This is a genomic window from Rhodococcus sp. KRD175 (assembly GCF_017168275.1).
In the GTDB taxonomy this organism is placed as follows: Bacteria; Actinomycetota; Actinomycetes; order Mycobacteriales; family Mycobacteriaceae; genus Rhodococcoides; species Rhodococcoides fascians.
Genome location: NZ_JABFAQ010000004.1, coordinates 77,097 through 99,588 on the forward strand (window position 1 = coordinate 77,097; position 22,492 = coordinate 99,588).

Here is a 22,492-nt window from a genome sequence, read left to right on the forward strand (position 1 = left end):
CCGCCCCGGCCCGAAAGCCGAGGCGACCGAGACGACGGAGTGATTTTTGCTCTCTATTCTTCTTGCGCACGCCGCCGCCGCGCTGCTCGCGCCGCTTCTCGTCCGATGGTGGGGACGTACTGCATTCTTCCCTTTGGCCCTGGTGCCACTGCTCAGCCTGATCTGGGTGTTCGGCAACTGGAACACCGACCAGAAGCTGCACATCGAATGGGTTCCCGGCCTGTCGATGGACATCGACATGCGCTTCGATTCGCTCGCCGCCATCATGTCGTTGCTCGTTCTGGGCATCGGTTCGCTGATCCTGCTGTACTGCGCGCGCTACTTCGAGGACGACGAGCCCAGGCTGGGCCTGTTCGCCGCCGAGATGGTCGCGTTCTCCGGAGCCATGTTCGGTCTGATCACCAGCGACAACATGCTCGTGCTCTACATCTTCTGGGAAATCACGACGGTGTTGTCGTTCCTGCTGGTCGGCCACTATGCAGAACGCGCGTCGAGTCGGCGCGCCGCGACGCAGGCTCTGCTCGTCACCACCGCAGGTGGTCTGGCGATGCTGGTGGGCATCATCGTCCTCGGCCAGGCCGCTGGGTCGTACAACCTGTCCGACGTCGTCGCGAACGCCCCGGGCGGCTGGCTGCCCGGAGTGGCGATCGTGTTGATCCTCATCGGCGCACTGAGTAAATCGGCCATCGTGCCGATGCACTTCTGGCTGCCCGGTGCCATGGCCGCGCCGACACCGGTCAGTGGGTACCTGCACGCCGCCGCGATGGTCAAGGCCGGTATCTACCTGGTCGCGCGTCTCGCTCCGGGTTTCGCGGACTCCGGTCCGTGGCGCGCCACGGTCATCAGCCTCGGATTGCTGTCGATGATTCTGGCCGGCTGGAGAGCACTCCGTGCCTTCGACCTCAAGCTCATTCTGGCGTTCGGCACGGTCAGCCAGCTGGGCTTCCTGATGGTCCTGGTCGGCATCGGATCCGAGAAGGCCATGCTGGCCGGTCTGACGATGGTGATCGCGCACGCGATGTTCAAGGCCACCCTGTTCATGGTGGTCGGCATCATCGACCACACCACCGGCACTCGAGACATTCGTAAGCTCGCCCACCTGGGCAAGAAGGCCCCGTGGCTCGCCGCCATTGCAGCGCTCGCGGCGGCGAGCATGGCCGGACTACCACCGATGATCGGGTTCGTCGGCAAGGAAACAGCCCTGTCGGCCGTGATCAGCACTCCGACGCTCGACCCCACGGTCGCGGCTGTCGTCGTCGCAGGCCTGGTGATCGGCTCGATTCTGACAGTCACATACAGCATTCGGTTCGTCTGGGGCGCGTTCGCCCGCAAACAGCTCAAGCGTCCGAGCCCGTCCGTCAGAGCAATGCATGCACCCTCCGCTTTGTTCCTCGCCGCGCCCGCGTTCCTCGCCGTTCTGGGTCTGATCGCCGGATTCACGTCCTCGGTCGTCGACCACATCGTCAGTCCCTACGCCCGAACCCTGCCGTCGTACGGGCAGGAGCCTTACCACCTGGCGTTGTGGCACGGGTTCAACCTGCCGCTGGCGTTGACCGTCGTCGTCGTCACCGGCGGCGTCGGGCTGTTCATCGCACATCGGGTGGTCAACCGACTCAAGTTCGAGCATCCCCCGCTCGGCAACGCAGACCGCATCTACGACAACGTGCTCAAGTTCATGGACACCCTGTCCATCCGCCTCACCGGCACCACGCAGCGCGGTTCGCTCCCCCTCACCCAGGGCACCATCTTGCTGACCCTGGTGCTGCTGCCGATCATCGTGTTGCTCGTCGGGCAGAAGCCAGGCCTGGAGTACACCCTCTGGAACACCCCGCTGCAGTTGGTCATCGGAGTGATCATGATCGCGGGTGGCCTCGGCGCAACAGTGATGCGCAACCGTCTGGCCAGCGTCATCCTCGTCGGACTCACCGGATACGGCTGCGGCGTCATCTTCGCCATCCACGGTGCACCCGACCTCGCCCTGACTCAGTTCCTCGTCGAGACGCTGACCCTCGTGGTCTTCGTGCTGGTGCTGCGCAAGCTACCGGCCGAGGTCGACGACCGGGGCTCGGCGGGTTCGCGTGGCCCCCGCGCCGCACTCGCCGTCGCCGTCGGAGCGACCGTCAGCGTGCTCGGCGCGTTCGCGATGAACGCCCGCAGTGCCGCGCCGGTCTCACTGCAGTTCCCCGAGGCCGCGTACGAGCTCGGCGACGGCAAGAACATTGTTAACGTGATCCTCGTCGACATCCGCGCCTGGGACACACTCGGCGAAATCTGCGTACTCCTCGTCGCCGCGACCGGCGTGGCCAGCCTGGTGTTCCGCAACCGCCGGTTCGGCAGCGCTCCGCGGGTGTCCGACGCCCCCGCATCGTCCTCGGACACGAACGACGCGGCGGAGACGACGTGGCTGCTCGGCGGCGATCTGATCGATCCGCGGCATCGTTCGTTGATTCTCGAGGTCACGACGCGGTTGATCTTCCCGACGATCATGGTGCTGTCGATCTACTTCTTCTTCTCCGGACACAATGCCCCCGGCGGCGGTTTCGCCGGTGGTCTGACGGCGGGCCTCGCGCTGGTGCTGCGGTATCTCGCCGGCGGCCGGTACGAGCTCGGTGAAGCGGTCCCGATCGACGCAGGCAAGATCCTGGGTCTCGGGTTGATCTTCGCGGCCGGCACGGCGGTGGCGTCGATGTTCCTCGGCGCTCCGGCACTGTCGTCGGCGACGTTGGAAGTGACACTGCCGATTCTCGGTGACATCAAGCTGGTCACCGCATTGTTCTTCGACCTCGGTGTCTATCTCATCGTGGTCGGGTTGGTACTCGACGTGCTCCGCAGTCTCGGCGCGCGTCTCGACGCACAGGTGGAAATGCAGAGCCAAGGCCGAGTGAGTGCCCGATGACCGCAGATGTCGGAATGCTCGTCATCGTCGGCGTTCTCGTCGCATCGGGTGTGTACCTGCTGCTCGAACGCAGCATCACCAAGATGCTGCTCGGTCTGCTGCTGTTCGGCAACGGAGTCAATCTGTTGCTGCTCACCGTCGGCGGCCCGGCAGGTACCCCGCCTATCGTCGGTCGAGACAACTCGCTGCACCAGAACATGGCCGATCCGCTGGCTCAGGCCATGATCCTGACGGCGATCGTCATCACCATGGGTATCGCCGCCTTCGTGCTCGCGCTGGCGTATCGATCGTTCACGCTCAACACCAAGGACGACCTCGAGAACGACCCCGAGGACACCAAGGTCTCCCAGCGCCGTTCGATGGCCGAAGCACCGGACCGCGACCGTTCCGACGACCCGGTCACCGGTGAGCCGAGCTTCGGCGGCGACGCTTTCGACTCGAAGGGCAATCCGATCCCGCTCGAGCAGATCAGGAACCTCGAAGACCTGGAGTGCTACGAGGATCTGCACGACGGCGACTTCGACAACGACGACGACAACCCCCAGCTCCGCGGTCTCGACGGACTCGACACGGCCGAGAAAGACGACAGCCGACCGGAGCACCCCAGCACCGACGACTCCAGCACCGACGACTCCAGCTCCGACGACACGAAGGGAGACGACAAGTGACGATCTCCCCGGGCGTGATCGATGCCCTGACGCCGCTGCCCGTGCTCATCCCGATGCTCGCCGCGGCACTGACGCTGGTGCTGGGACGTCGCCCCCGCGCGCAGCGTTTCATCACTCTCGCCGCGCTGACCGCGGTGGTCGCGATTTCGTCGATGATGCTCTACCTCGCCGATCGCGATGGGACCAGCGCACTGCAGGTCGGCGGCTGGGATTCACCACTGGGCATTTCGCTGGTGGTGGACCGGCTGTCGGCGATGATGCTCGTCGTCTCGTCGATCGTGTTGCTCGCGGTCATGGTGTACTCGATCGGCCAGGGCATCCGCGACGGCAGCGAGAATCAGCCAGTCTCGATCTTCCTGCCCACCTATCTGGCCTTGACCGCAGGCGTCTGCAACGCGTTTCTCGCCGGCGACCTGTTCAATCTGTTCGTCGGCTTCGAGGTACTGCTCGCCGCCTCGTTCGTGTTGCTGACGCTCGGTGCGAGTGCCGACCGGGTCCGCGCCGGCGTGTCCTACGTGATGGTCTCGATGGTCTCCTCGCTGATCTTCCTGATCGGCATCGCATTGGTCTACGGCGCCACCGGAACACTGAACTTGGCCCACATCGCAGTGCGGATGGACGACATCCCGTCCGGCACTCGTACGGCCATCTTCGCGGTGTTGCTGGTTGCGTTCGGCATCAAGGCCGCGGTGTTCCCGCTGTCCACGTGGCTGCCCGACTCATACCCCACAGCCCCGGCTCCGGTCACCGCGGTGTTCGCCGGCTTGCTGACGAAAGTCGGTGTCTACGCCATCATTCGCGCGCACACGCTGCTGTTCCCGGACGGCTCACTCGACAACGTGCTGATGGTCTGCGGCCTGCTGACGATGCTCGTCGGCATCCTCGGCTCCATCGCACAGAGCGACATCAAACGACTGCTCTCGTTCACTCTGGTCAGCCACATCGGCTACATGATCTTCGGCGTCGCGCTGTCGACTCAATCGGGACTGTCCGGCTCGATCTACTATGTGGCCCACCACATTCTGGTGCAGACGACCCTGTTCCTCGTCGTCGGCCTGATCGAACGTCAGGCCGGTTCGTCGTCACTGCGACGGCTCGGCGGATTGGCCGCGGCCAGCCCGGTGCTGGCCATCGTCTTCCTGGTGCCGGCCCTCAATCTCGGTGGTATTCCACCGTTCTCGGGGTTCATCGGCAAGGTCGCCCTGCTGCAGGCCGGCAGCGACCAGGGCAGCGTACTGGCCTGGTTGCTCGTGGCCGGCGGCACTGTCACCAGCCTGCTGACGCTCTACGTGGTTGCTCGCGTCTGGACCAAGGCGTTCTGGCGAGCCCGCGCCGACGCACCGGAAGGCGACCTCGCGGACAACAGCCCCTCTGCCCTGCTCGACGATTCCTCGGACATCCAGTTCGGTGACCGCGAGGATGTGGGCCGGATGCCCGCCTTCATGTTGATCCCGACGATCGGCCTGGTCGTCGTCGGTTTGGCGATGACGGTGTTCGCCGGGCGCATCATCGACATCAGCGATCGGGCGGCGGCGGATCTGCGGGATCGCTCGGTGTACATCGACGCGGTGCGTGGAGCCGAGTTCGTCGGCGATCAGGCCTACGAACAGGCACGCGCAGACGAGGAGGGCACCCGATGAAGATGAACCGTTCCTTCCTGCTGCGAATCTGGACACTGGGATGGTTGACGGCTATCTGGGTTCTGTTGTGGGGCAACGTCTCTGCGGCCAACATCCTCGGCGGACTCGCGGTCGGCCTGCTCATCATGGTGCTGTTGCCGTTGCCGCGGGTGCCGGTCGAGGGACGCATCCACGTGTTCTCGCTCGTAAAGCTCGCAGTCGTATTTCTCTATTACGCAGCCGAATCCAGTGTCAGTGTGGCGTGGTTGGCGATCCGCCCGAAGGCACCGCCGGTCACCGGTGTGCTGCGCTGCCGCATCGCCATCAAGTCCGATCTGGTGCTCACCCTCTTCGTCGACGCGATGAATCTCGTGCCGGGCACGATGGTCCTCGAGATCGATCGCACCCGACGCCTGTTGTACGTGCACGTGCTGGACATGGGTACCCAGAAGGCAGTCGACGGCTTCTACGCCTACGTCCGGCATCTGGAGAAGCTGTTCATCGCCGGCTTCGAGCGTGATTCCGACTGGAAGCCCAGCCCCCTGCACTACCAGGAGTACGAGCGGTACCACGGGGTGCTCGGTGACGACCCCGTGGAAGCCGATTCGGACGCTCCTCGGGACGACAAGAAGACCGACGACAAGAGGAAGGGGGACTGGTCGTGACCGTTGTTCTCGCAATAGCCGGCGTCCTCCTGATCGCCGCCGCGATCCTCACCGCGTTCCGACTGCTCGACGGCCCCAGCACGCTCGACCGGCTCGTGGCCATGGACACGATTCTTGCCGTCTCCATGTGTGGCCTCGCCGTCTGGGCCGTCTACAGCCGCGACACCACGCTGGTACCAGCCATCGTCGCGCTGTCGCTGGTCAGCTTCGTCGGGTCGGTCAGCATCGCACGATTCCGGGTGAGGGACGAATGAGCACGATTGCCCAGGTCATTGCCTCGACCTTCATCCTGTTGGGGGCTCTGCTGGCCTTCACGGCCGCCGTGGGCATCGTTCGCTTTCCCGATACCCTCTCGCGCATGCACGCGGCCACAAAGCCGCAGGTGGTCGGGTTGATCATGGTGTTGGTCGGCGCGATCATCAGCCTGCGCGGCAATGTCGACATCTGGATGCTGGTGCTGGTCGGCATCTTCACTCTCGTCACTGCTCCGGTGATTGCGCACACCGTGGGACGCGTCGCCTACCGGGAACAGCGCGGGCGCGACGGCCTGCTCATCGTCAACGAGATGGAACCGAACGAACCCGATCAGTGAAGCGCGAGCGATCGGCGAAGAACGCGGTATGGAATCCGAACGCCATACCGATCAGGATTCCGAGCACGAGCGGACCGAACACCAGTGGGTTCGCGGCGAATTCCTCGGCGAGGTAGCGGTAGCTCAGCAGTAGGGCGGCCATCGCGACGCAACCGTAGGTCACCAGCGTGATCCGGTCGCGGTCCCATCCCCGTTCCGGGTCGCGCAGCAAAGATTCGATGGTGAGGCACAGGACCGCGCCCGCCACCAGGTCGACGCCGTAGTGGTAACCGAATCCGAGCGTCGCAGCCAGTGTTCCCAACAGCCACAGTGTGCCGCCGGTGCGCAGCCACCAGGGGCCGCGTCGGGAATGGATGAAGATGCTCAGAGCCCACGCGGTGTGCAGGCTCGGCATGCAGTTGCGCGGCGTCTGCGAGTCGAACGGGATCTCGCCGAGGCTGCCCGAGAGCGAAACCGACTGCGTCGGCCACGACTCGAACGCGAACATCGGGCCCACCACCGGGAACAGCAGGTAGAACACCGGTCCGACGAGTCCGATGAGCAGGAACGTGCGGAACAGGAAGTGTCTCGGCCACGCTGAGCCCGCGGCGACCCCACGCAGTTGGTACAGCGCAACGATGATCGCCGCGACGGGGAGCTGAATGTAGATCCAGTGCAGCGTTCCCTCGGCGACCGGGCCGAGTCGGTCCAGAATGCTGCCGAGCACCCAGGACGGATTTCCCAGCGCATGATCGGCGGCGTATGCGTATTCGTCGAGAACGTAGGGCCGGACCAAGGTCGTGATGTGCAACCAGGCATCGCCGGCCTTGGTCGCGAGCAGCAACAGTGCGCCGAGGGCGACGCCGCGCATCGCCCGAGCGTCATGCCGCCGGACGACATGGAACGCGAGCGCGACCAGCACCAGCGACGGCCCGTTCCCGACGGTCGGTGGCACATCCAACAGATACCGGCCGCCCAGTACGACGGCATCGAGCGCGGCAGCGACGGCCAGTACGCGCAGGCGGGACGAGCTGTTCAGACCTACCGTGGCCAGGACGAGCGCCGCCCACGGCAGCGACATCGACTTCGGTGTTCCGAACATGTCGTTCCACATGCTCGGCAACGGGCCGGGGAAGTTCCATTTCCACGCGACGACCTGCAGCGTCAGCAGAAACGCTGCGACAAGGACCGCACCGACGATCAGAGGACGAACAGAGTCCTCACGTGTCGCATCGACCTCGACGCTCTCGACGTCCCCCTGCAGCACGCCGTTGATCGTAAACGCTGAGTGAACACAAAATTAAATACAGAGGGTCACGATTGGAGATCGGTGACCAACGACTCCACGACGGCACGTAGATCGCCGCCGGATTTCGCGGCCACTGCACGCTGGCGTTGATACGAGGCACCGAGGCGGGGAATGTCGGCCACCGCGGCAAGCTCGTCGACGCAATTCAACCGGACCGCCGTCGGAGTCAACTTCTCCAGTAAGTCGTGCAGATCATCGGTGACCAGCCGCTCGTTGCTGTCGGCGTCGAGAATGATCTCGGCGTCGAGGCCGTACCGGGCAGCTCGCCACTTGTTCTCCTGGACGTGCCACGGCGGGATCGTCGGCAGGGTCTCGCCTGCTTCGAGTCGTTCGTCGAGATGCACGATCAGGCAGTGCGTCAACGCGACGAGGGCCGCGAGTTCACGCTTGGTCGATGCGCCGTCGCACACCCGAACCTCGATGGTTCCCCACTTCGGAGCCGGGCGGATGTCCCAGTGCATGCCCCCGAGCTGCTCGATGACGCCGGTCTTGAGCTGATCACGAACGAATCCCTCGAACTGCGACCAGTCGTCGAACTGAAACGGCAGACCGGCCGTCGGCAACTGTTGAAACATCAGTGCTCGGTTGCTGGCGTATCCGGTGTCGTTGCCCGCCCAGATCGGCGACGACGCCGACAGTGCCAACAGATGCGGGTATTGCAGCAGCAACGAGTTGAGGATGGGAAAGACCTTGTCGGGAGAGGACACCCCGACGTGGACGTGCACGCCCCAGATGAGCATCTGTCGGCCCCACCACTGGGTACGCGCGATGAGCTCGTCGTAGCTCGGGGAGCTGGTCAGCTGCTGCGTCGACCATTCCGCGAACGGGTGCGTCCCGGCCGAGAACAGATCGATCCCCAGAGGATCCGCGGCTCGGCGCACCAGGTCCAACGAGCCGCCGAGGTCCTCCATGGCCTCCCCGACGTTCTCGCACACTCCGGTGACGAGTTCGACGGTGTTGCGCAGCAGTTCCTTCGTCACCCGAGGCGTGTCTCCGGCGAGGTCACGAACGCCGTCCATGACTGCCTCGGCGGAGTTGACGAGATCCCGCGTGCTCTTGTCAACCAGCGCAATTTCCCACTCCACGCCGAGCGTGGGTCGCGGAGAACTCGCGAAGTCGATCCGGGGAGCGTTCAAACTACTTCAGTACCGCGCACGCCGCCCGAGCACCGGCATCACCGGTCATCAGGGTCGCCATGTCGGGTACCGCAGCACCGTCGGGCAACGTGTACCGCGGCGGGATGTTGGCGAAGTTGTCTGCGCCCTCGTGCACGATGACCGACGTTCCGGCACCACCGGCGCGCAGGTCGTCCAGCGTGATCGCATCGGTGGTGGTGACCAGGCGGCCCGTGCCGTCCTCGCCCACCTGGATCGACGACAGGTCGCCGCTGGAGGGGTGTTCGGTGCGTCCGTCGACCTGCAGGTGACCACCCGCAGAGAGGAAGTTGCCCGGCTCACCGCCGGTAGGTGCCACCGAGTTGGGCTCGCAGGCCCCGACGGTGTGGACGTGGAAGCCGTGGAAGCCCGGCGTCATGTTCTCGACCTCGGCCGTGACGGTGAGCTTCTCGCCCTCCGACGCGAACGACACGGTGCCCACCTCGGCACCGGACGCGTTGCGGAGCACGCCCTCGATCATGTTCTCGGAGCTGCCTTCCGAGCCACTCTCTGCCCGACCGTCACCGGCGACTGCGGCCGCGGACGGGTCTGCTTCACCGGTCCACACCGGCGGCACCGTGCCGGGTGTGTCGGACGCGACCTCGCCGTTGCTGCAGGCGGAGAGCCCGAGAGCGGCGATCGCGAGGACCGGGGCCACGTAACGCAAAGAGCGGGTCGCAGCAGTGCGTCGCTTGAACAGGTCCATCGAAGAGTGCTCCTCTTTCGGGCAGGGTGAAGGGCTTGCAAAATCATAACGTGCCGACCGATTCGGCCGAACCGGACAGGTTGTCATGCCGGCGAGTTACTGCGTCACGATGACGACGACACCCGCGGTGGATTCGAGTGAACTCGGTTTGGGCTCGGCCGGAATGCCGAGTTGGGTGGCGATCGTCTGCGCTGCCTGCTGCTCACCGGTGTCGGTGCCGTAGTACACCGCGGTCTGGGCGAACTGGGCTTCGCTGAAGTTGCCGGTCTCGGCGACCGTCCAGCCCTTGGCGGTGAGTGTGCTCGCAGTGCCGGCGGCGAGCCCGGAGACGTTGGAGTTGTTGAGCACGCGCACCTCGACATCGGCGGCGGCGCGAGAGGTGGTTGCCGCGGAGGACGTGGTCGACGACGCGGCAGGAGCCTGCGCGGCGGGAGCTTGGGTACCGGGAGCTTGCGCGACCGGAGCGGCAGCCGTCGTCGTCGCGGCAGCGGGCGCCTCTGCGGCGGCATCCTCGGAATCGGAGCCGGTCAGAGACAGTGCACCGACCGCTGCGAACAGGATCGCGAGCGAGATCAGCACCATGGCCAGGGCACGGAGGGGTGGCCCGGTCTGTTCCGGGTTGGGGCTGCTCACGTACTCGACCCTAGCCGACCGTCGATCGAGGCCTTTTTAACGGAGCTTGCACCTTCCCCAGGGAGCAACATCTCTCGGCAGAGTCGAAACCCGGCGCGGGGGATCAGACGTCGAAACCGAGCCGACGTGCGGCGCGGGCCTTCTGCCTGCTCGCACGCAAACGGCGCAGTCGCTTGACCAGCATCGGGTCTGCGGCAAGGGCTTCGGGACGATCCACCAACGCGTTGAGGATCTGGTAGTAGCGGGTTGCCGACATGGAGAAGAGTTCCTTGATCGCCTCTTCCTTGGCCCCGGCGTACTTCCACCACTGGCGCTCGAAGGACAGGATGTCGTGCTCTCGTCGGCTCAAGCCGTCCGCACCGACTTCGTTCGGATCGTGAGAGCCGTCCGATCCCGGTTGCTGAGACTGGTTCGAGTCACGCGCTGCTGCGCCGTCCATCCCACTCCTCGACTTCTCGACTCCCCTGGGCCCGTGCGACAACCGACCCCGAGGAAATCTGCTTCCCCCAGTGCTGCCGGCACCCGTACGAGTACCGACCGAACTTCGAGCGAATTACACAGTTGTACTTCGGGGATCATTCAACCACGTTCGACCGCCCGGACCCGGCTCCCGCGAGGTACTCGCGCGTGGCGTGTTCGTCGACGACCGAACCGTCGGTGCGACACTCGTCCACCGGCTCCGCTCCCGACGGGCCGGTGGGTGGGCCGGGCGTCACCCACTATCCTTGTCGACCATGGCAATTCTTCCCATCCGGATCGTCGGCGATCCGGTGCTCCACACTGCGACCGATCCCGTCACCGAGTCGCCGGCCGAGCTCGCCGAGCTGATCGCCGACATGTACGAGACGTTGGCGGCTGCCAACGGCGTCGGACTGGCGGCGAACCAGGTGGGCGTCGGTAAGCGTCTGTTCATCTACGACTGCCCCGACCAGGGCGCGGACGGCAAGGTTTTCCGCCGCCGCGGAGAGGTCGTCAACCCGGTGCTCGAGACGTCCGAAATTCCCGAGACGATGCCCGACCCCGACGATGACGACGAGGGGTGCCTCTCGGTCCCCGGTGAGCAGTACCCCACCGGTCGGGCCGACTGGGCGCGAGTGACCGGTACCGACGCCAACGGCGATCCGGTGGACATCGAGGGCCGCGGGTTCTTCGCCCGGATGTTGCAGCACGAGGTGGGTCACCTCGACGGCTTCCTCTACACCGATGTGCTCATCGGTCGCCACGCGCGAGCGGCGAAGAAGGCGATCAAGCGCTCCGGGTGGGGCGTCCCCGGCCTCAGCTGGGTGCCGGGCACCGTCGACGACCCCTTCGGCCACGACGACGAGGACGAGGACTGATCGCTGCCGTGACCGTTCCGCCGGGGACGCGGGTGATGCTGCGGTACCGACTGCCACCCGGCCACACCCATCCGATGACGGACGTCATCGGGGAATTGGTGTCGGCCGACGCGGTCGCGGTGTCGGTCCGCGCCAAGGACGGCGCTCTGGTGCAGGTGGCCGCCGATCGCATAGTGGCCTTGAAGCCGTTGGGCCCCAAACCTGTTCGCACCTCGGAGATTCGGGCTCTCGAGGCGGCCGCGGCCGACGGGTGGCCGGGTGTCGAACAGGAGTGGATCACCGGCTGGCAGTTGCGTTTCGGGCACGGCTTCACCGGGCGCGCCAATTCGGCGGTGCCTCTCGAGCCCGGCGCAGCAGCAGATTCCGAGACGGTGGCCGCGATCTCCGCCCGATACGACGCACGAGGACTGACGCCGATCCTCGCCCTCCCCGACCGTCTCGCGACCGCACCGGCCGGTTGGTCGACGTTCAACGAGACCGTCGTCATGGCGGCGGATATCTCGAATCTGGTTCTACGCGAGGGCGACTCGCCTGTCACCGTCACCCCCGAACCGACCGCCGACTGGTTGAGTTCTCTGCGCTACCAAGGCCGAGAGGCGACGACGGGTGCTGCCGAGGTGGTCTCGGCGGTGCGCAACGGAACCCTCGGTTTCGGCGCGATCGGGAACGCAGGAGTCGGATCGATCGCAGTGGGCCGAGCCGCCGTCACCGCGGCCCCGGACGGTCGGTCGTGGGTGGGCTTGACCGCGCTCTGGGTGTCCCCCGAGCATCGCCGCAACGGTCTCGGCACGCTGATGTGCGGCGAGCTGGTGCGGTGGGGATGCGAGAACGGCGCCACGCACGCATACCTTCAGGTGGCCGTCGACAACACCGATGCCCAGGCGCTCTACCGCGATCTGGGATTCGGCGAGCATCACCGCTATCGCTACGCGCGCCCGGACGACACGATCGGCCGCGAGCCTGTCGGACGCGTTCTATAGGGTTCCTTCCCGTACGCTTTGCTACCTGGAATGTGAACTCCGTCCGCTCTCGGCAGGATCGAATCGTCGATTGGTTGCAGCGATCCGACGTCGACGTGCTGGCGATGCAGGAAACCAAGTGCAAGGACGCACAGTTTCCGTACGAGCGGTTCACCGAGATCGGCTACGAGGTTGCCCACGTCGGGCTCAGTCAGTGGAACGGCGTGGCGATCGCGTCGCGCGTCGGCTTGGACGACGTGCAGGCCGGCTTCGAGGACCAGCCCGGGTTCAGCAAGGATCCCGAGGTCGAGGCCGCAGACGAGGCCCGAGCCATCGGAGCGACCTGCAACGGGGTGCGCATCTGGAGCCTGTACGTGCCGAACGGCCGCGAGCTCGCCGATCCGCACTACACCTACAAGCTCGAGTGGCTCGCGGCACTGAAGGCCGACGCGCAGGCGTGGGTGGCGGCGGACCCACAGGCGCAGATCGCGCTCGTCGGCGACTGGAACATCGCTCCCACCGACGACGACGTGTGGGATCCCGCCCTGTTCGAGGGCAAGACTCACACCTCGCAGCCGGAGCGTGATGCCTTCGCGGCATTCTCCGAGGCCGGTTTCACCGAAGTGACGCGGCAGTTCACTCCCGAGCCCAGGACGTTCACGTACTGGGACTACACCCAGCTCAGATTTCCGAAGAAACAAGGTCTGCGTATCGACATGGCGTTGACCTCACCTGCCCTGACGGCTCGCGTGACCGGCGCATCGATCGATCGCGAGGAGCGTAAGGGCAAGGGTGCCAGCGATCATGCTCCGGTGATCGTGGAGATCGGCTGAGCCGCGGCCGTCTCTGCTATTCGACGACCAGGTCCAAGAACTCCGGGTGCTGCGCCAGGTAGCGACGGACGTAGGTGCAGATCGGCACGATGCGCCAGTCGCGGTCGCGCGCGGTGTTCAGCGATGCGCGCACGAGCACTCCTGCCCAGCCGCGGTCGCCGTATTCCTCTTTGACGACCGTGTGCATCAGCGCGACGACCGATTCGTCGCCGGCTGCGTCGTCGCCATCGCCGAACCGATAGCCGAGGATGCCGACGAGATCGTCGTCGACGAACAGATCGAATCTGTTGTGATCGGCGTTGTCCTCGATGCGGACCGAGGGGCGCTCGACCGGAATCGCCGCGTCGGAGCGGCGGTGAATGATGTGACTCATGTCACTTATGAGACCAGAGTTGCTCGAGTGTCGCGGGGAAAGTGCACCGATCGACGCCGAGTCGAGTCCTTTACGTAACCAGCCGTGGCGTGACCGGCCGGGCAGTGCAAGTACTCAGAGAGCGACGAGCATGTCGTTGTACTCGGGGTTGGCCGCCGCGAAGCGCTGGACGTAGGTGCAGACCGGCTTGACCTTCCAGCCGTAGGACCGCGCGCTGTCGAGGGCGCGGCGAACCAGAATGCCGGCCAAGCCTTGATGACCGAAGTCCTCGGTGACGACGGTGTGCATGAAGGAGACGACATGCGTGCGTGTCGCACGGGCTCCGTTTCCTTCGACTTCGAAGAATCCGACGATGCCGACGAGGTCGCCGTTCAGTCGAAGCTCGAAGCGATTCTGGTCTTTGTTGATCGAGACATCAGCACTGGGAGAACTCGCAAGCATGGACGCCTCCTTTGCTGGGTGTGGAGTGGTGGAGGAACTTCGGAACCGAGACGGTATGTGACGTGCACCACTATTAAACATGCGCGAGGTGGGTCTGTCACCTTTTCTACCAACAAACCTTCGGATGCGTAGGTTTGTCCATCGATCCCGAACCGGATGCTGGTACAGCTCATAAGTGTCCCCGTGCGGCGTTGTGATACAACAACATTCAAAGTGTCACCATGTTTTCACCAACATTCACCTCCGGCGGCTCGCCTGCCGAGACCCTGCCGATCGCGGCCCGCCGGTACTGTCGTCTCTCGTGAAGTTCCTACCGCTCACGCCCAACGGCGAGACTCCCGTCCGCGCGCTGACGATCGCCGGAACCGACTCCGGCGGCGGTGCCGGAATCCAGGCGGACAGTCGCACGATGGCCATGTTGGGCGTGCACGCATGTGTTGCCGTCGCGGCGGTGACGGTCCAGAACACCGTCGGCGTGACGGGCTTCCACGAGATCCCGCCGGAGATCGTCGCGGCTCAGGTTCGCTCGGTGGTATCGGACATCGGCGTCGGCGCAGCGAAGACCGGGATGCTGGCGTCCACCGCGATCATCGAGGCGGTCACGGCCGTGTGCACCGAGGTGGGTATCGGCCGCGACCACCCGGTGCCGCTCGTCGTCGACCCGGTGTGCGCGTCCATGCATGGTGACCCCCTACTGCACGCCGAGGCGCTCGACGCCATCCGGCACACGCTGTTTCCCATCGCCTCGCTGGTGACTCCCAACCTCGACGAGGTTCGGTTGATCACCGGCATCGATGTCGTCGACGACGCCGGCGCGCGTCGCGCCGCCGAGGCGCTGCACGGATTGGGCGCGCAATGGGCCCTGGTCAAGGGCGGTCACCTCCGCACCTCGACCCACAGCACCGATCTACTGTTCGACGGCGACACCTTCCTCGAATTCACCAGCGAACGCATCGACACCGGCAACGATCACGGCGGCGGCGACACCCTCGCGGCCTCGATCGCGTCGGCGCTGGCCCACGGATACTCGATGCCCGACGCGGTAGCGTTCGGCAAGGAATGGGTCACCCGTTGCCTGGCCGCGTCCTACGACCTCGGTGCGGGCCACGGCCCGGTGTCACCGCTGTGGCGACTGCACGAGTCGGAGGATGCGTAGGTCGTCGGGTGCGCCCTTGATCTTCGGAGCGAAGAAGCTGCGCCGATAAGGCTTGGCGACCACGTGCAACGCGTCGAGCACCTCCGGTGACACGGCGTCGAGTGCGGCGGCCGAGATCATGATGTTGCCGTTTCCGCCGGTCTGCATGACCCGCGCTGCGACGGTGACGTCGACACCGAGCCAGTCGGAACCGACCTGACGCGGGCTTCCGGTGTGGATTCCGACGCGCATCGTCGGGGTGTAGCCGTCGACGTCCACGCTGGTGAGGGCCTCACGCGCCGCGAATACGGCGTCCACGGCTTTGCCCGCGTCGGCGAACACGGCCATGATGCCGTCGCCCAGCCTTTTCACGACGTGACCGCCGCGGAACACGACCTCTGGTTCGACGGCTTTGGAGACTTTGCGAAGCAACGTCAATGTGGCGGTATCGCCGGCGCGCAGCGACCACGACGAGAATCCGACGAGGTCGGTGAAGACGATCGTGACGTCCTCGTCGCCGCGGCCCCGGCCTGCTCGCTCGAGGATGGCCTGCCACACCTGCAGGGCACCGAGGCCGAGTTCGCGGGATGCGCCCGGTTCGTCGTCGAGTCCATTGGCAGCGAGGAACCGGTCCGCCACGCGCGCGACGGCCAGTGCGCGTCCCGGACCGTCGATCGACAGCGGGTCACCGAATGTGGGGTCGCCGGGTAACGCGCGACGCACACGCCGAACCGCCCCGACGACGGTGGGCGCTCGGTTGGTGGTGCGGACCCACTCCACCACCGAGGAGACGACTGCGTTCACAGCATCGAGCGTAACTCACGGTTACACATACTTCCCTTACCCTTCGGCGCGTGCTGCCTCGCGCGCAGCCCCGACCGGCACTCCGTTGGGGCCCTCCACCGACTGCGCGTAGACGCCGATGCCGTACGCCACGGCGGCACCGTTCTTCGCCAGCGCCGCGCGGTCGACGTTCGCCAGGGTGTCCTGATCGGTGTGGTAATTCTCGTCGAACGTCTGATCGGCCGTGCCGCCCCACTTCGCGGCCTGCTCCGCAGTCTTGTTCTCGTCCGCGCCGCTGAAGACACCGCCTGCGGGAATACCGACCTCGATGAACGGGCCGTAGTCGGATCGACCGTCGAAATCCGTACCGTCGACGGCGATACCGTCGGCCGCCAAATGCTCGACGAACGTACGCTCGATGGCGTCGGATCCGGCCGGTCCCGCGGGCTCACCGACCTGGTCGGAGTCGTCGCCGTCGTAGGCGAGGTAGCCGGGGTTGTGCGAGCCGATCATGTCGAAGTTCAAGTACAGCGCGATGTTTCGCTTGTCCTCGTCGGACAGGCCCTCGACGTACTTGGTCGAACCGACGAGCCCGTTCTCCTCGGCACCCCAGAATGCGAACCGGACCGCGTTGGTCACCTCGGGTGCACTGCCCATCTGCAGAGCAGTCTCGAGCACGGCGGAGGTGCCGGTGCCGTTGTCGTTGATGCCCGGGCCCTCGGGGACGCTGTCGAGGTGGGCACCCGCGACCACCACGTTCTCGGTCGAGCCGGTGGTGGTCTGCGCGATGATGTTGCGGCTCGTGGTCGACTCGGTCGTCGTGACGAGAGTCAGCGTGACCTCGGGGGCCGCGAGGACCGCTGCCCCGTCCTCCTGGCTGACACCGCCGGTCGGAATCTTCGCGGTCTCGGAATCACCGAGCGTTCCCGAATCCAGTGGTCCGGGTTCGTTGTTGACGATGATCGCTGCTGCCGCACCCAATTCGGCGGCGACGGTCTGCTTCGCACCGAACGGGCACACCCCTCGCGGCACGACTGCCACCGCTCCCGTCAGGTCGAGACCGGCGTAATCGGTTGCCTCGCACCCGTCTGCCCCGGCGGGAGCGCCGACGACGCGTGCGGTGATCCCCTCGGCGGACGTGGTGGGCGAGTAGCTGAGCGCGAACACCGGAATCTCGGTGCCCGCGAGCGAGAGGGTTTGCGTCTGCGCCTCGAAGGTGTCGAAATCGAATTCGGGAGTGGTGACGTCGAATCCGGCCGATTCCAGTTGGGAGACAACGTAATCGACACTCGAGTCGTATCCGGCAGTCCCGGCCGCGCGGTTACCGTCGTGCGCGGCGGCGATGTCCTCTAATTCCTGCAGGTGCCCGACGAGGGCATCCTCGGTGACCGCTTCCGACAGTCCGGCCCCGTCGGGTGTCGCGAAAACTCTGGCCGGTTCCTCGTCCCCCGTACCGGAGGAGGACGAGCAACCGGCCAGAATCAGGACAGTGACGGCGCTACCTGCAAGCAAGGAAATCCGCATAGCGGACACCCTACCCAGGCAGGTGTCAGGCGTCCCGGCGATTGACGACGAACACTGCCACTCCGAAGATCACCGCGGTGAAGACGACGAAGTAGATCAGGCTGCCGACGGGTCCCCAGTGGAAGTCCGTTCCCGCGGATCCGCCGAGGAAATGGTCGGCGTTCTTGAACGGCAGGAACGGCTGAATCTTCTCGCCGACCTTCGGAATGATCCCGACGAGGTTCTCGATGAGCAACGGCCACAACAACAACACGGCGATGGCACCGGCGGACTGGCGAATCAGCGCACCCACGGCAACGGCCAGAACGATCTGCACGAACGCCAGAACTGCGGTGCCGTAGACGACGCGCCAGGTGCCGTCGACGTCGAAGCTCAGCAATGCGCCGGCTTCCTCACCGGCGATGGATTTGGCCAGGAACAACGCGCCGAAGGCGAGAACCAACGACAGCACTGCCCCGTACACGCCGACGATCAGTGCCTTCGCACCGAGCACCGAGGCCCGGTTGGTGATCGCCTGGAACGTGGTTCGGATCAGGCCGAAGCGGTATTCGCTGGTGACGGTGAGTGCACCGAGGATCATCAGCACCATGATGCCGAGTCCGCCGACGCCGCTGCCGACGACGTCGTATGCGGTGGTCGGTGGCAGACCTTCCGGCGCATCCGGGCCGACGGCGGTCTTTGCGGCCCAACCCAGGATGGCTCCGAACCCGAGGCCGAAGACCACCACGATCGCGCTGCACCACCACGGCGACTTGGTCGAGGTGAACTTGATTCTTTCTGCTGCCAAGACGCCCATCAGAGTGCACCGCCCATTGCTTGCTGAGTGTTCTGGTCTTCGGCTCCCGAGCCGTGATATTGCACTGTGTCTCCGGTGAGTTTCATGAATGCTTCCTCGAGCGAGCCGCGCTGAGAGGCCAACTCGTGCAATGTGATTCCGGCCCGGCCGGCGAGGTCGCCGATCGCATCGGTGGTGGAGTTCAGCACGACGAGCGAGGGCTGCAGTTCGTCGGACTTGTCCGGCTCACGCACCGTGAGGCCGGCGGTGGTCAGCACCTGACGTAGGCCGTCGAGCTGTGGGCTGCGCACGCGTACCGAGGCCTCGGAGGCATGGTCGATGAATTCCTGCACCGAGGAATCCGAGATCAGCTTGCCGCGTCCGATGACGATGAGGTGTTCGGCCGTCTGCGCCATCTCCGAGAGCAGGTGGCTCGACACCAGGACCGTGCGGCCCTCGGCTGCCAAGCGCTGCATGAACTTTCGGATCCAGACGATGCCCTCGGGATCGAGTCCGTTGACCGGCTCGTCGAACAACAACACCTTGGGGTCACCGAGAAGAGCGCCGGCGAGACCGAGCCGCTGCGACATGCCGAGCGAGAATCCGCCCGCATTCTTCTTCGCTACCTCGGACAGGCCCACCAGCCGCAGCACCTCGTCGACGCGGGACTTGGGGATGCCGTTGGACGCGGCCATCCATTCCAGGTGCGCACGCGCAGATCGGTTGGGGTGCACCCACTTGGCGTCGAGCAGAGCGCCGACGGTACGCAGTGGCTGCTTCAGGTGGCTGTAGCTCTTGCCCTCGATGGTCGCCGTCCCCGAGGTGGGGCGGTCGAGCCCGAGAATCATTCGCATCGTGGTGGACTTACCCGCACCGTTCGGTCCGAGAAAGCCGGTCACGATGCCGGGTTTGATGGTGAAGGTGAGGTTGTCGACCGCCGTCACCGCTCCGTACTGCTTGGTCAGTCCTGTCACTTCGATCATGGGACAACTGTCCCCGATCGACGGCGTGTCCACATCGCCCCACAGTCGCGACTTGCATCATCCTTTTGGATGACACAGACCCTGAGACAGCCGAGGCCTGGCTGGGGCACGCGGTCGCCTGAGCGCAGCCGCAAATGCGCGCGCGTTTGCCAGATGCGCGGGGATTCGCCCTCATTTTCGCCACTATTCTGCGCGCGTTTCGCAAACGCGCTCGCGTTTGCGAAATACGCAGCACCACACAAAGGGCCGCGCCGCCGACGCAGCCGCTACATCGGCGAGCTGGCCTGCGCCCAGAATCGTTTCGGGATGCGGCCTGCATGTCGGGCCTGGTAACCCGCGGCCACCGCATGACGCATCGCCGACGCCATCAGCGCCGGGTCCTTCGCGCGGGTCACCGCGGTGGCGAGCAGCACTGCGTCGCAGCCGAGTTCCATCGCGAGGGTGGCGTCGCTGGCGGTGCCGATGCCCGCGTCGAGGATCACGGGCACCCCTGCGGCCTCGACGATCATCTCGATGTTGTGTGGGTTGGCGATGCCGAGGCCGGTGCCGATGGGTGAGCCGAGCGGCATGACGGCAACGCAGCCGATGTCTTCGAGACGCTTGGCCAGTACCGGGTCGTCGGTGGTGTACGGCAGCACCTGGAAACCGTCGTCGACGAGTTGCTCTGCGGCCTTGACCAATTCGATGGCGTCGGGCAGCAGGGTTCGCTCGTCGGCGATCACTTCGAGTTTCACCCAGTCGGTCTCGAGCGCTTCGCGGCCGAGCTGCGCGGTGAGCACGGCCTCGGCCGATCCTCGACACCCCGCAGTGTTCGGCAGCGGGGCGATGTTCAACCGCCGCAGCAGATCGAGCACTCCCGTCCCACCCGCGGCGTCGACGCGGCGCATCGCGACGGTGGTCAGTTCGGTTCCCGACGCGACGAGGGCTTCCTCGAGGACGGCGAGGTTGGCCGCTCCCCCGGTGCCGGTGATGAGCCGGGATGTGAAGGTGCGATCGGCGATGGTGAGTGCGCTAGCCACCCTGCACCGCCGTGAGAACGTCGATGGTCCAACCCTTTTGGACGTCGGTGGTGTCCCATCGACTCTTGGGCAGCACGGCACCGTCGACGGCGACGGCAATGCCTTTCTCGGGCAAGCCAAGGAATTCGAGCAGCCGACGCATGGTCATGTCCTCGGTGAGCAGGTGATCCTCGCCGTTGACGGTGATCCCGATGGCAACCTGGGTCATGGTGTCCTTTCGATCTGTGAGAAGCGTTCGGGTGTGGCGGCTTTCGCCTCGGGCAGCGTGTCGCCCGATACCAGCGCGGCGACGGCGTCGGCGGTGATCGGCGCGAGCAGAATGCCGTTGCGGCCGTGCCCGGTAGCGACGATCACGTTGTCGGCGAGTCTGCCGATCAACGGCAGTCCGTCGGGGCTCATCGGCCGTAATCCTGCAGCAGTTTCGTACAGCTCGTACTCGCCGATACTCGGCATGAGTCGTTCGGCGTCGGCGATCAGGTCTCGCACCCCCGCCACGGTGACCTGGGTGTCCTCACCGGATTCGTATTGTGTTGCGCCGACGACCAATCCGTCGCCGCGTGGCACCAGGTAGACGGGTCGGCCGTGCACGGTTCCGCGGATCGTGCGGTGCGGTGGCGGTGCGGCACTTGGCCTACGACGCAGCCGCAGGATCTCGCCTTTCACCGGTCTGACCGGCAGTGTCGGCCACAGTGCGGCGCAGCGAGAACCGGCGGCCAGGACCACCTGATCGGCGTCGGGAATTGCGTCGACCGAGGTTGCCACGAACTCCACTCCGGCGTCGAGACATCCCTGCTCGAGCGCGGTAACCAGGGCCCGATTGTCGACGGACAGCTCGGTCGGTGCCAACAACCCGAGCCGAATGTTCTGCGCCAATGCAGGTTCGAGTTCACGCACCTGCGCGCGGCCGAGAATCTCGAGCTCGTGTCCCTGCTCGCCCACCCATTCGGCGATCGTGCGCAGGTCGGTGGCGTCGGCGGAGTCGAGGGCGACGGTCATGGATCCGGTGGCCGAGAACACCGACGGGCCGGGGAGGCGTCCGGCGAAGTCCGGCCACCGCTCGAGCGACGCGGCACCGAGCCGTAGGAGTTCGTGTTCACCGGGCCACCCCTCGGACAGCGGGGCCAGCATGCCCCCGGCGACCCACGACGCGCCTCGACCCAGCGCAGGATCGTGCACCACCACCCGATGGCCGTCCTCCGCCAGTCGTAGTGCCGTCGACAGCCCGATGACGCCTCCGCCGATAACGACGATATGCACGCGATTCACGTCCTCACTCCCTGCGCCCGCATGATCGGGTTCAGGTATTGACGGTAAGGGCGGCGAACCCACTCTCAGCCCCACGATCCCCGGGACTCCCGCGATATGTCGGCCACTCCGTCGTCGGTCGCGGCTGCCATGAGAATACAGTTCGTTTCGTGCACCCAACTCAGACCGTCCGCAACCAGACTCCTCGCGAGCGTCTTGCGTCCGCTCGCCTCTACCTGTGTACCGATGCCCGACGCGACAAGGGCGATCTCGCGCAGTTCGCCGAGGCCGCGTTGTCCGGTGGCGTCGACATCATCCAGCTGCGCGACAAGAACTCCGCCGGTGAGCGCCAGTTCGGGCCGCTCGAGGCCAAGGACGAGCTCGCTGCGCTGGCGATTCTGCTCGCGGCCACCAAACGTCACGGTGCCTTGCTGGCCGTCAACGACCGCGCGGATCTGGCGCTGGCGTCCGGTGCCGACGTCCTGCATCTGGGCCAGGGCGACCTGCCGGTGCACTACGCGCGCCAGATTCTGGGCCCGGACGTGGTGATCGGACGCTCGACTCAGAACCGCGCGCAGTCCTCGCTCGCCGCCATCGAGGACGGCGTCGACTACTTCGCCGTCGGTCCGGTGTGGCCGACGCCCACCAAGCCCAACCGCTCGGCCGCCGGCCTGGAAACTCTGCGGGCCACCGCGGATGCGTTGCCGGAGCGCCCGTGGTTCGCCATCGGCGGCGTCGACGCGACCAATGTGGATCAGGTTCGAGCGGCGGGAGCCGAGCGCATCGTGGTCGTTCGGGCGATCACCGAGGCACGTGATCCGCAGGCCGCTGCGCGCGCGCTGGTACAGGCGCTACAGAACTGAC

Annotated in this window: 25 protein-coding genes and 1 riboswitch; of the genes, 11 read left to right on the top strand and 14 right to left on the bottom strand. The window is 65.8% G+C overall.

The genetic code is table 11. The features are described 5' to 3' along the window. Positions 1-46 precede the first annotated feature (46 nt). From J1M81_RS04830 to mnhG, 6 genes are read left to right on the top strand one after another with little or no spacing between them, the layout of a single operon-like run. The gene (locus J1M81_RS04830) at positions 47-2,896 is read left to right on the top strand and encodes a Na+/H+ antiporter subunit A (protein WP_032401070.1); all 2,850 of its coding nucleotides are present in this window, start codon (positions 47-49) and stop codon (positions 2,894-2,896) included. Further along, on the top strand, positions 2,893-3,564 hold the full coding sequence (locus J1M81_RS04835; RefSeq protein WP_032401071.1) for a Na(+)/H(+) antiporter subunit C: 672 nt from the start codon (positions 2,893-2,895) through the stop codon (positions 3,562-3,564). Before J1M81_RS04830 ends, J1M81_RS04835 begins: the two co-directional genes overlap by 4 nt. Then, positions 3,561-5,204: a Na+/H+ antiporter subunit D gene (locus J1M81_RS04840; protein WP_027498466.1), complete on the top strand. Its 1,644-nt coding sequence runs from the start codon at positions 3,561-3,563 to the stop codon at positions 5,202-5,204. Before J1M81_RS04835 ends, J1M81_RS04840 begins: the two co-directional genes overlap by 4 nt. 2 nt (positions 5,205-5,206) lie before the next feature. Continuing rightward, positions 5,207-5,848, top strand: coding sequence for a Na+/H+ antiporter subunit E (locus J1M81_RS04845; RefSeq protein WP_371828124.1), 642 nt, complete (start codon positions 5,207-5,209; stop codon positions 5,846-5,848). Beyond that, on the top strand, positions 5,845-6,102 hold the full coding sequence (locus tag J1M81_RS04850) for a monovalent cation/H+ antiporter complex subunit F (RefSeq protein WP_032401073.1): 258 nt from the start codon (positions 5,845-5,847) through the stop codon (positions 6,100-6,102). The genes J1M81_RS04845 and J1M81_RS04850 overlap by 4 nt, the downstream gene beginning before the upstream one ends. Further along, positions 6,099-6,440 carry a monovalent cation/H(+) antiporter subunit G gene (gene mnhG, locus J1M81_RS04855; protein ID WP_032374729.1) on the top strand — a complete coding sequence of 114 codons (342 nt, stop codon included), beginning with the start codon at positions 6,099-6,101 and terminating at the stop codon, positions 6,438-6,440. The genes J1M81_RS04850 and mnhG overlap by 4 nt, the downstream gene beginning before the upstream one ends. Here the strand turns inward: mnhG and J1M81_RS04860 are convergent. The 5 genes from J1M81_RS04860 to J1M81_RS04880 form a co-directional block, all read right to left on the bottom strand. Continuing rightward, on the bottom strand, positions 6,406-7,695 hold the full coding sequence (locus J1M81_RS04860) for a phosphatase PAP2 family protein (RefSeq protein ID WP_032401074.1): 1,290 nt from the start codon (positions 7,693-7,695) through the stop codon (positions 6,406-6,408). The two genes, mnhG and J1M81_RS04860, sit on opposite strands and share 35 nt — an antisense overlap. 38 nt (positions 7,696-7,733) lie before the next feature. Then, positions 7,734-8,864, bottom strand: a complete 1,131-nt coding sequence (locus tag J1M81_RS04865; RefSeq protein ID WP_027498472.1) for a glutamate--cysteine ligase — start codon at positions 8,862-8,864, stop codon at positions 7,734-7,736. 1 nt (position 8,865) lies between these two features. Next, positions 8,866-9,588 carry a superoxide dismutase family protein gene (locus J1M81_RS04870; RefSeq protein ID WP_032365131.1) on the bottom strand — a complete coding sequence of 241 codons (723 nt, stop codon included), beginning with the start codon at positions 9,586-9,588 and terminating at the stop codon, positions 8,866-8,868. 96 nt (positions 9,589-9,684) lie between these two features. Beyond that, a complete protein-coding gene (locus J1M81_RS04875; protein WP_230593534.1) occupies positions 9,685-10,221 on the bottom strand; it encodes a LytR C-terminal domain-containing protein in 537 nt (178 codons plus the stop codon). Positions 10,222-10,324: 103 nt separating this feature from the next. After that, entirely contained in the window at positions 10,325-10,660 is a 336-nt protein-coding gene (locus J1M81_RS04880; protein ID WP_032365130.1) for a DUF3263 domain-containing protein, read from the bottom strand. A gap of 295 nt (positions 10,661-10,955) precedes the next feature. On the opposite strand from J1M81_RS04880, the gene J1M81_RS04885 reads away from it, so the two are divergent. Genes J1M81_RS04885 through J1M81_RS04895 form a run of 3 tightly spaced genes read left to right on the top strand, consistent with a single transcriptional unit; the run spans position 10,956 to position 13,350 of the window. Continuing rightward, positions 10,956-11,558, top strand: a complete 603-nt coding sequence (locus J1M81_RS04885; RefSeq protein ID WP_027498476.1) for a peptide deformylase — start codon at positions 10,956-10,958, stop codon at positions 11,556-11,558. Between the two features lie 35 nt (positions 11,559-11,593). Next, a complete protein-coding gene (locus J1M81_RS04890) occupies positions 11,594-12,538 on the top strand; it encodes a GNAT family N-acetyltransferase (protein ID WP_045840665.1) in 945 nt (314 codons plus the stop codon). Further along, positions 12,535-13,350: an exodeoxyribonuclease III gene (locus tag J1M81_RS04895; protein WP_206497881.1), complete on the top strand. Its 816-nt coding sequence runs from the start codon at positions 12,535-12,537 to the stop codon at positions 13,348-13,350. Before J1M81_RS04890 ends, J1M81_RS04895 begins: the two co-directional genes overlap by 4 nt. 16 nt (positions 13,351-13,366) lie before the next feature. On the opposite strand, the gene J1M81_RS04900 is transcribed toward J1M81_RS04895, so the two are convergent. Together J1M81_RS04900 and J1M81_RS04905 are read right to left on the bottom strand one after the other, a co-directional pair. After that, complete coding sequence (locus J1M81_RS04900) at positions 13,367-13,723, bottom strand: GNAT family N-acetyltransferase (RefSeq protein WP_045840626.1); 357 nt, start codon at positions 13,721-13,723, stop codon at positions 13,367-13,369. 114 nt (positions 13,724-13,837) lie between these two features. Next, on the bottom strand, positions 13,838-14,164 hold the full coding sequence (locus J1M81_RS04905) for a GNAT family N-acetyltransferase (protein WP_027498479.1): 327 nt from the start codon (positions 14,162-14,164) through the stop codon (positions 13,838-13,840). Between the two features lie 301 nt (positions 14,165-14,465). On the opposite strand from J1M81_RS04905, the gene thiD reads away from it, so the two are divergent. Next, a complete protein-coding gene (thiD, locus tag J1M81_RS04910; protein WP_032365126.1) occupies positions 14,466-15,320 on the top strand; it encodes a bifunctional hydroxymethylpyrimidine kinase/phosphomethylpyrimidine kinase in 855 nt (284 codons plus the stop codon). Here thiD and J1M81_RS04915 read toward each other — a convergent pair. From J1M81_RS04915 to thiO, 7 genes are all read right to left on the bottom strand, one after another. Continuing rightward, a complete protein-coding gene (locus J1M81_RS04915; RefSeq protein WP_032365125.1) occupies positions 15,282-16,103 on the bottom strand; it encodes an adenylate/guanylate cyclase domain-containing protein in 822 nt (273 codons plus the stop codon). The two genes, thiD and J1M81_RS04915, sit on opposite strands and share 39 nt — an antisense overlap. Before the next feature lie 36 nt (positions 16,104-16,139). Continuing rightward, positions 16,140-17,606: a M28 family peptidase gene (locus J1M81_RS04920; protein WP_206497675.1), complete on the bottom strand. Its 1,467-nt coding sequence runs from the start codon at positions 17,604-17,606 to the stop codon at positions 16,140-16,142. Positions 17,607-17,631: 25 nt separating this feature from the next. Further along, positions 17,632-18,402, bottom strand: a complete 771-nt coding sequence (locus tag J1M81_RS04925; RefSeq protein ID WP_032369837.1) for an ABC transporter permease — start codon at positions 18,400-18,402, stop codon at positions 17,632-17,634. Continuing rightward, positions 18,402-19,364 carry an ABC transporter ATP-binding protein gene (locus tag J1M81_RS04930; protein ID WP_027498484.1) on the bottom strand — a complete coding sequence of 321 codons (963 nt, stop codon included), beginning with the start codon at positions 19,362-19,364 and terminating at the stop codon, positions 18,402-18,404. Before J1M81_RS04930 ends, J1M81_RS04925 begins: the two co-directional genes overlap by 1 nt. 266 nt (positions 19,365-19,630) lie before the next feature. Next, positions 19,631-20,383, bottom strand: coding sequence for a thiazole synthase (locus J1M81_RS04935; protein ID WP_032374723.1), 753 nt, complete (start codon positions 20,381-20,383; stop codon positions 19,631-19,633). Next, the gene (thiS, locus tag J1M81_RS04940) at positions 20,376-20,591 is read right to left on the bottom strand and encodes a sulfur carrier protein ThiS (RefSeq protein ID WP_027498486.1); all 216 of its coding nucleotides are present in this window, start codon (positions 20,589-20,591) and stop codon (positions 20,376-20,378) included. Before thiS ends, J1M81_RS04935 begins: the two co-directional genes overlap by 8 nt. Then, positions 20,588-21,640 carry a glycine oxidase ThiO gene (thiO, locus tag J1M81_RS04945; RefSeq protein ID WP_080733361.1) on the bottom strand — a complete coding sequence of 351 codons (1,053 nt, stop codon included), beginning with the start codon at positions 21,638-21,640 and terminating at the stop codon, positions 20,588-20,590. Before thiO ends, thiS begins: the two co-directional genes overlap by 4 nt. Continuing rightward, positions 21,641-21,752, bottom strand: a riboswitch (TPP riboswitch). A 46-nt stretch (positions 21,753-21,798) separates the two neighbouring features. On the opposite strand from thiO, the gene thiE reads away from it, so the two are divergent. After that, positions 21,799-22,491 carry a thiamine phosphate synthase gene (gene thiE, locus J1M81_RS04950; RefSeq protein ID WP_027498488.1) on the top strand — a complete coding sequence of 231 codons (693 nt, stop codon included), beginning with the start codon at positions 21,799-21,801 and terminating at the stop codon, positions 22,489-22,491. Position 22,492: the final 1 nt, after the last annotated feature.

Bases quoted from the DNA above. Each gene is read 5' to 3' on its own strand.
- mnhG (WP_032374729.1), top strand. From the start codon at position 6,099: ATGAGCACGATTGCCCAGGTCATTGCCTCGACCTTCATCCTGTTGGGG.
- thiS (WP_027498486.1), bottom strand. From the start codon at position 20,591: ATGACCCAGGTTGCCATCGGGATCACCGTCAACGGCGAGGATCACCTG.
- J1M81_RS04900 (WP_045840626.1), bottom strand. From the start codon at position 13,723: ATGAGTCACATCATTCACCGCCGCTCCGACGCGGCGATTCCGGTCGAG.
- J1M81_RS04880 (WP_032365130.1), bottom strand. From the start codon at position 10,660: ATGGACGGCGCAGCAGCGCGTGACTCGAACCAGTCTCAGCAACCGGGA.
- J1M81_RS04885 (WP_027498476.1), top strand. From the start codon at position 10,956: ATGGCAATTCTTCCCATCCGGATCGTCGGCGATCCGGTGCTCCACACT.
- J1M81_RS04925 (WP_032369837.1), bottom strand. From the start codon at position 18,402: ATGGGCGTCTTGGCAGCAGAAAGAATCAAGTTCACCTCGACCAAGTCG.
- J1M81_RS04890 (WP_045840665.1), top strand. From the start codon at position 11,594: ATGCTGCGGTACCGACTGCCACCCGGCCACACCCATCCGATGACGGAC.
- J1M81_RS04905 (WP_027498479.1), bottom strand. From the start codon at position 14,164: ATGCTTGCGAGTTCTCCCAGTGCTGATGTCTCGATCAACAAAGACCAG.
- J1M81_RS04870 (WP_032365131.1), bottom strand. From the start codon at position 9,588: ATGGACCTGTTCAAGCGACGCACTGCTGCGACCCGCTCTTTGCGTTAC.
- J1M81_RS04920 (WP_206497675.1), bottom strand. From the start codon at position 17,606: ATGCGGATTTCCTTGCTTGCAGGTAGCGCCGTCACTGTCCTGATTCTG.
- J1M81_RS04845 (WP_371828124.1), top strand. From the start codon at position 5,207: ATGAACCGTTCCTTCCTGCTGCGAATCTGGACACTGGGATGGTTGACG.
- J1M81_RS04930 (WP_027498484.1), bottom strand. From the start codon at position 19,364: ATGATCGAAGTGACAGGACTGACCAAGCAGTACGGAGCGGTGACGGCG.
- J1M81_RS04835 (WP_032401071.1), top strand. From the start codon at position 2,893: ATGACCGCAGATGTCGGAATGCTCGTCATCGTCGGCGTTCTCGTCGCA.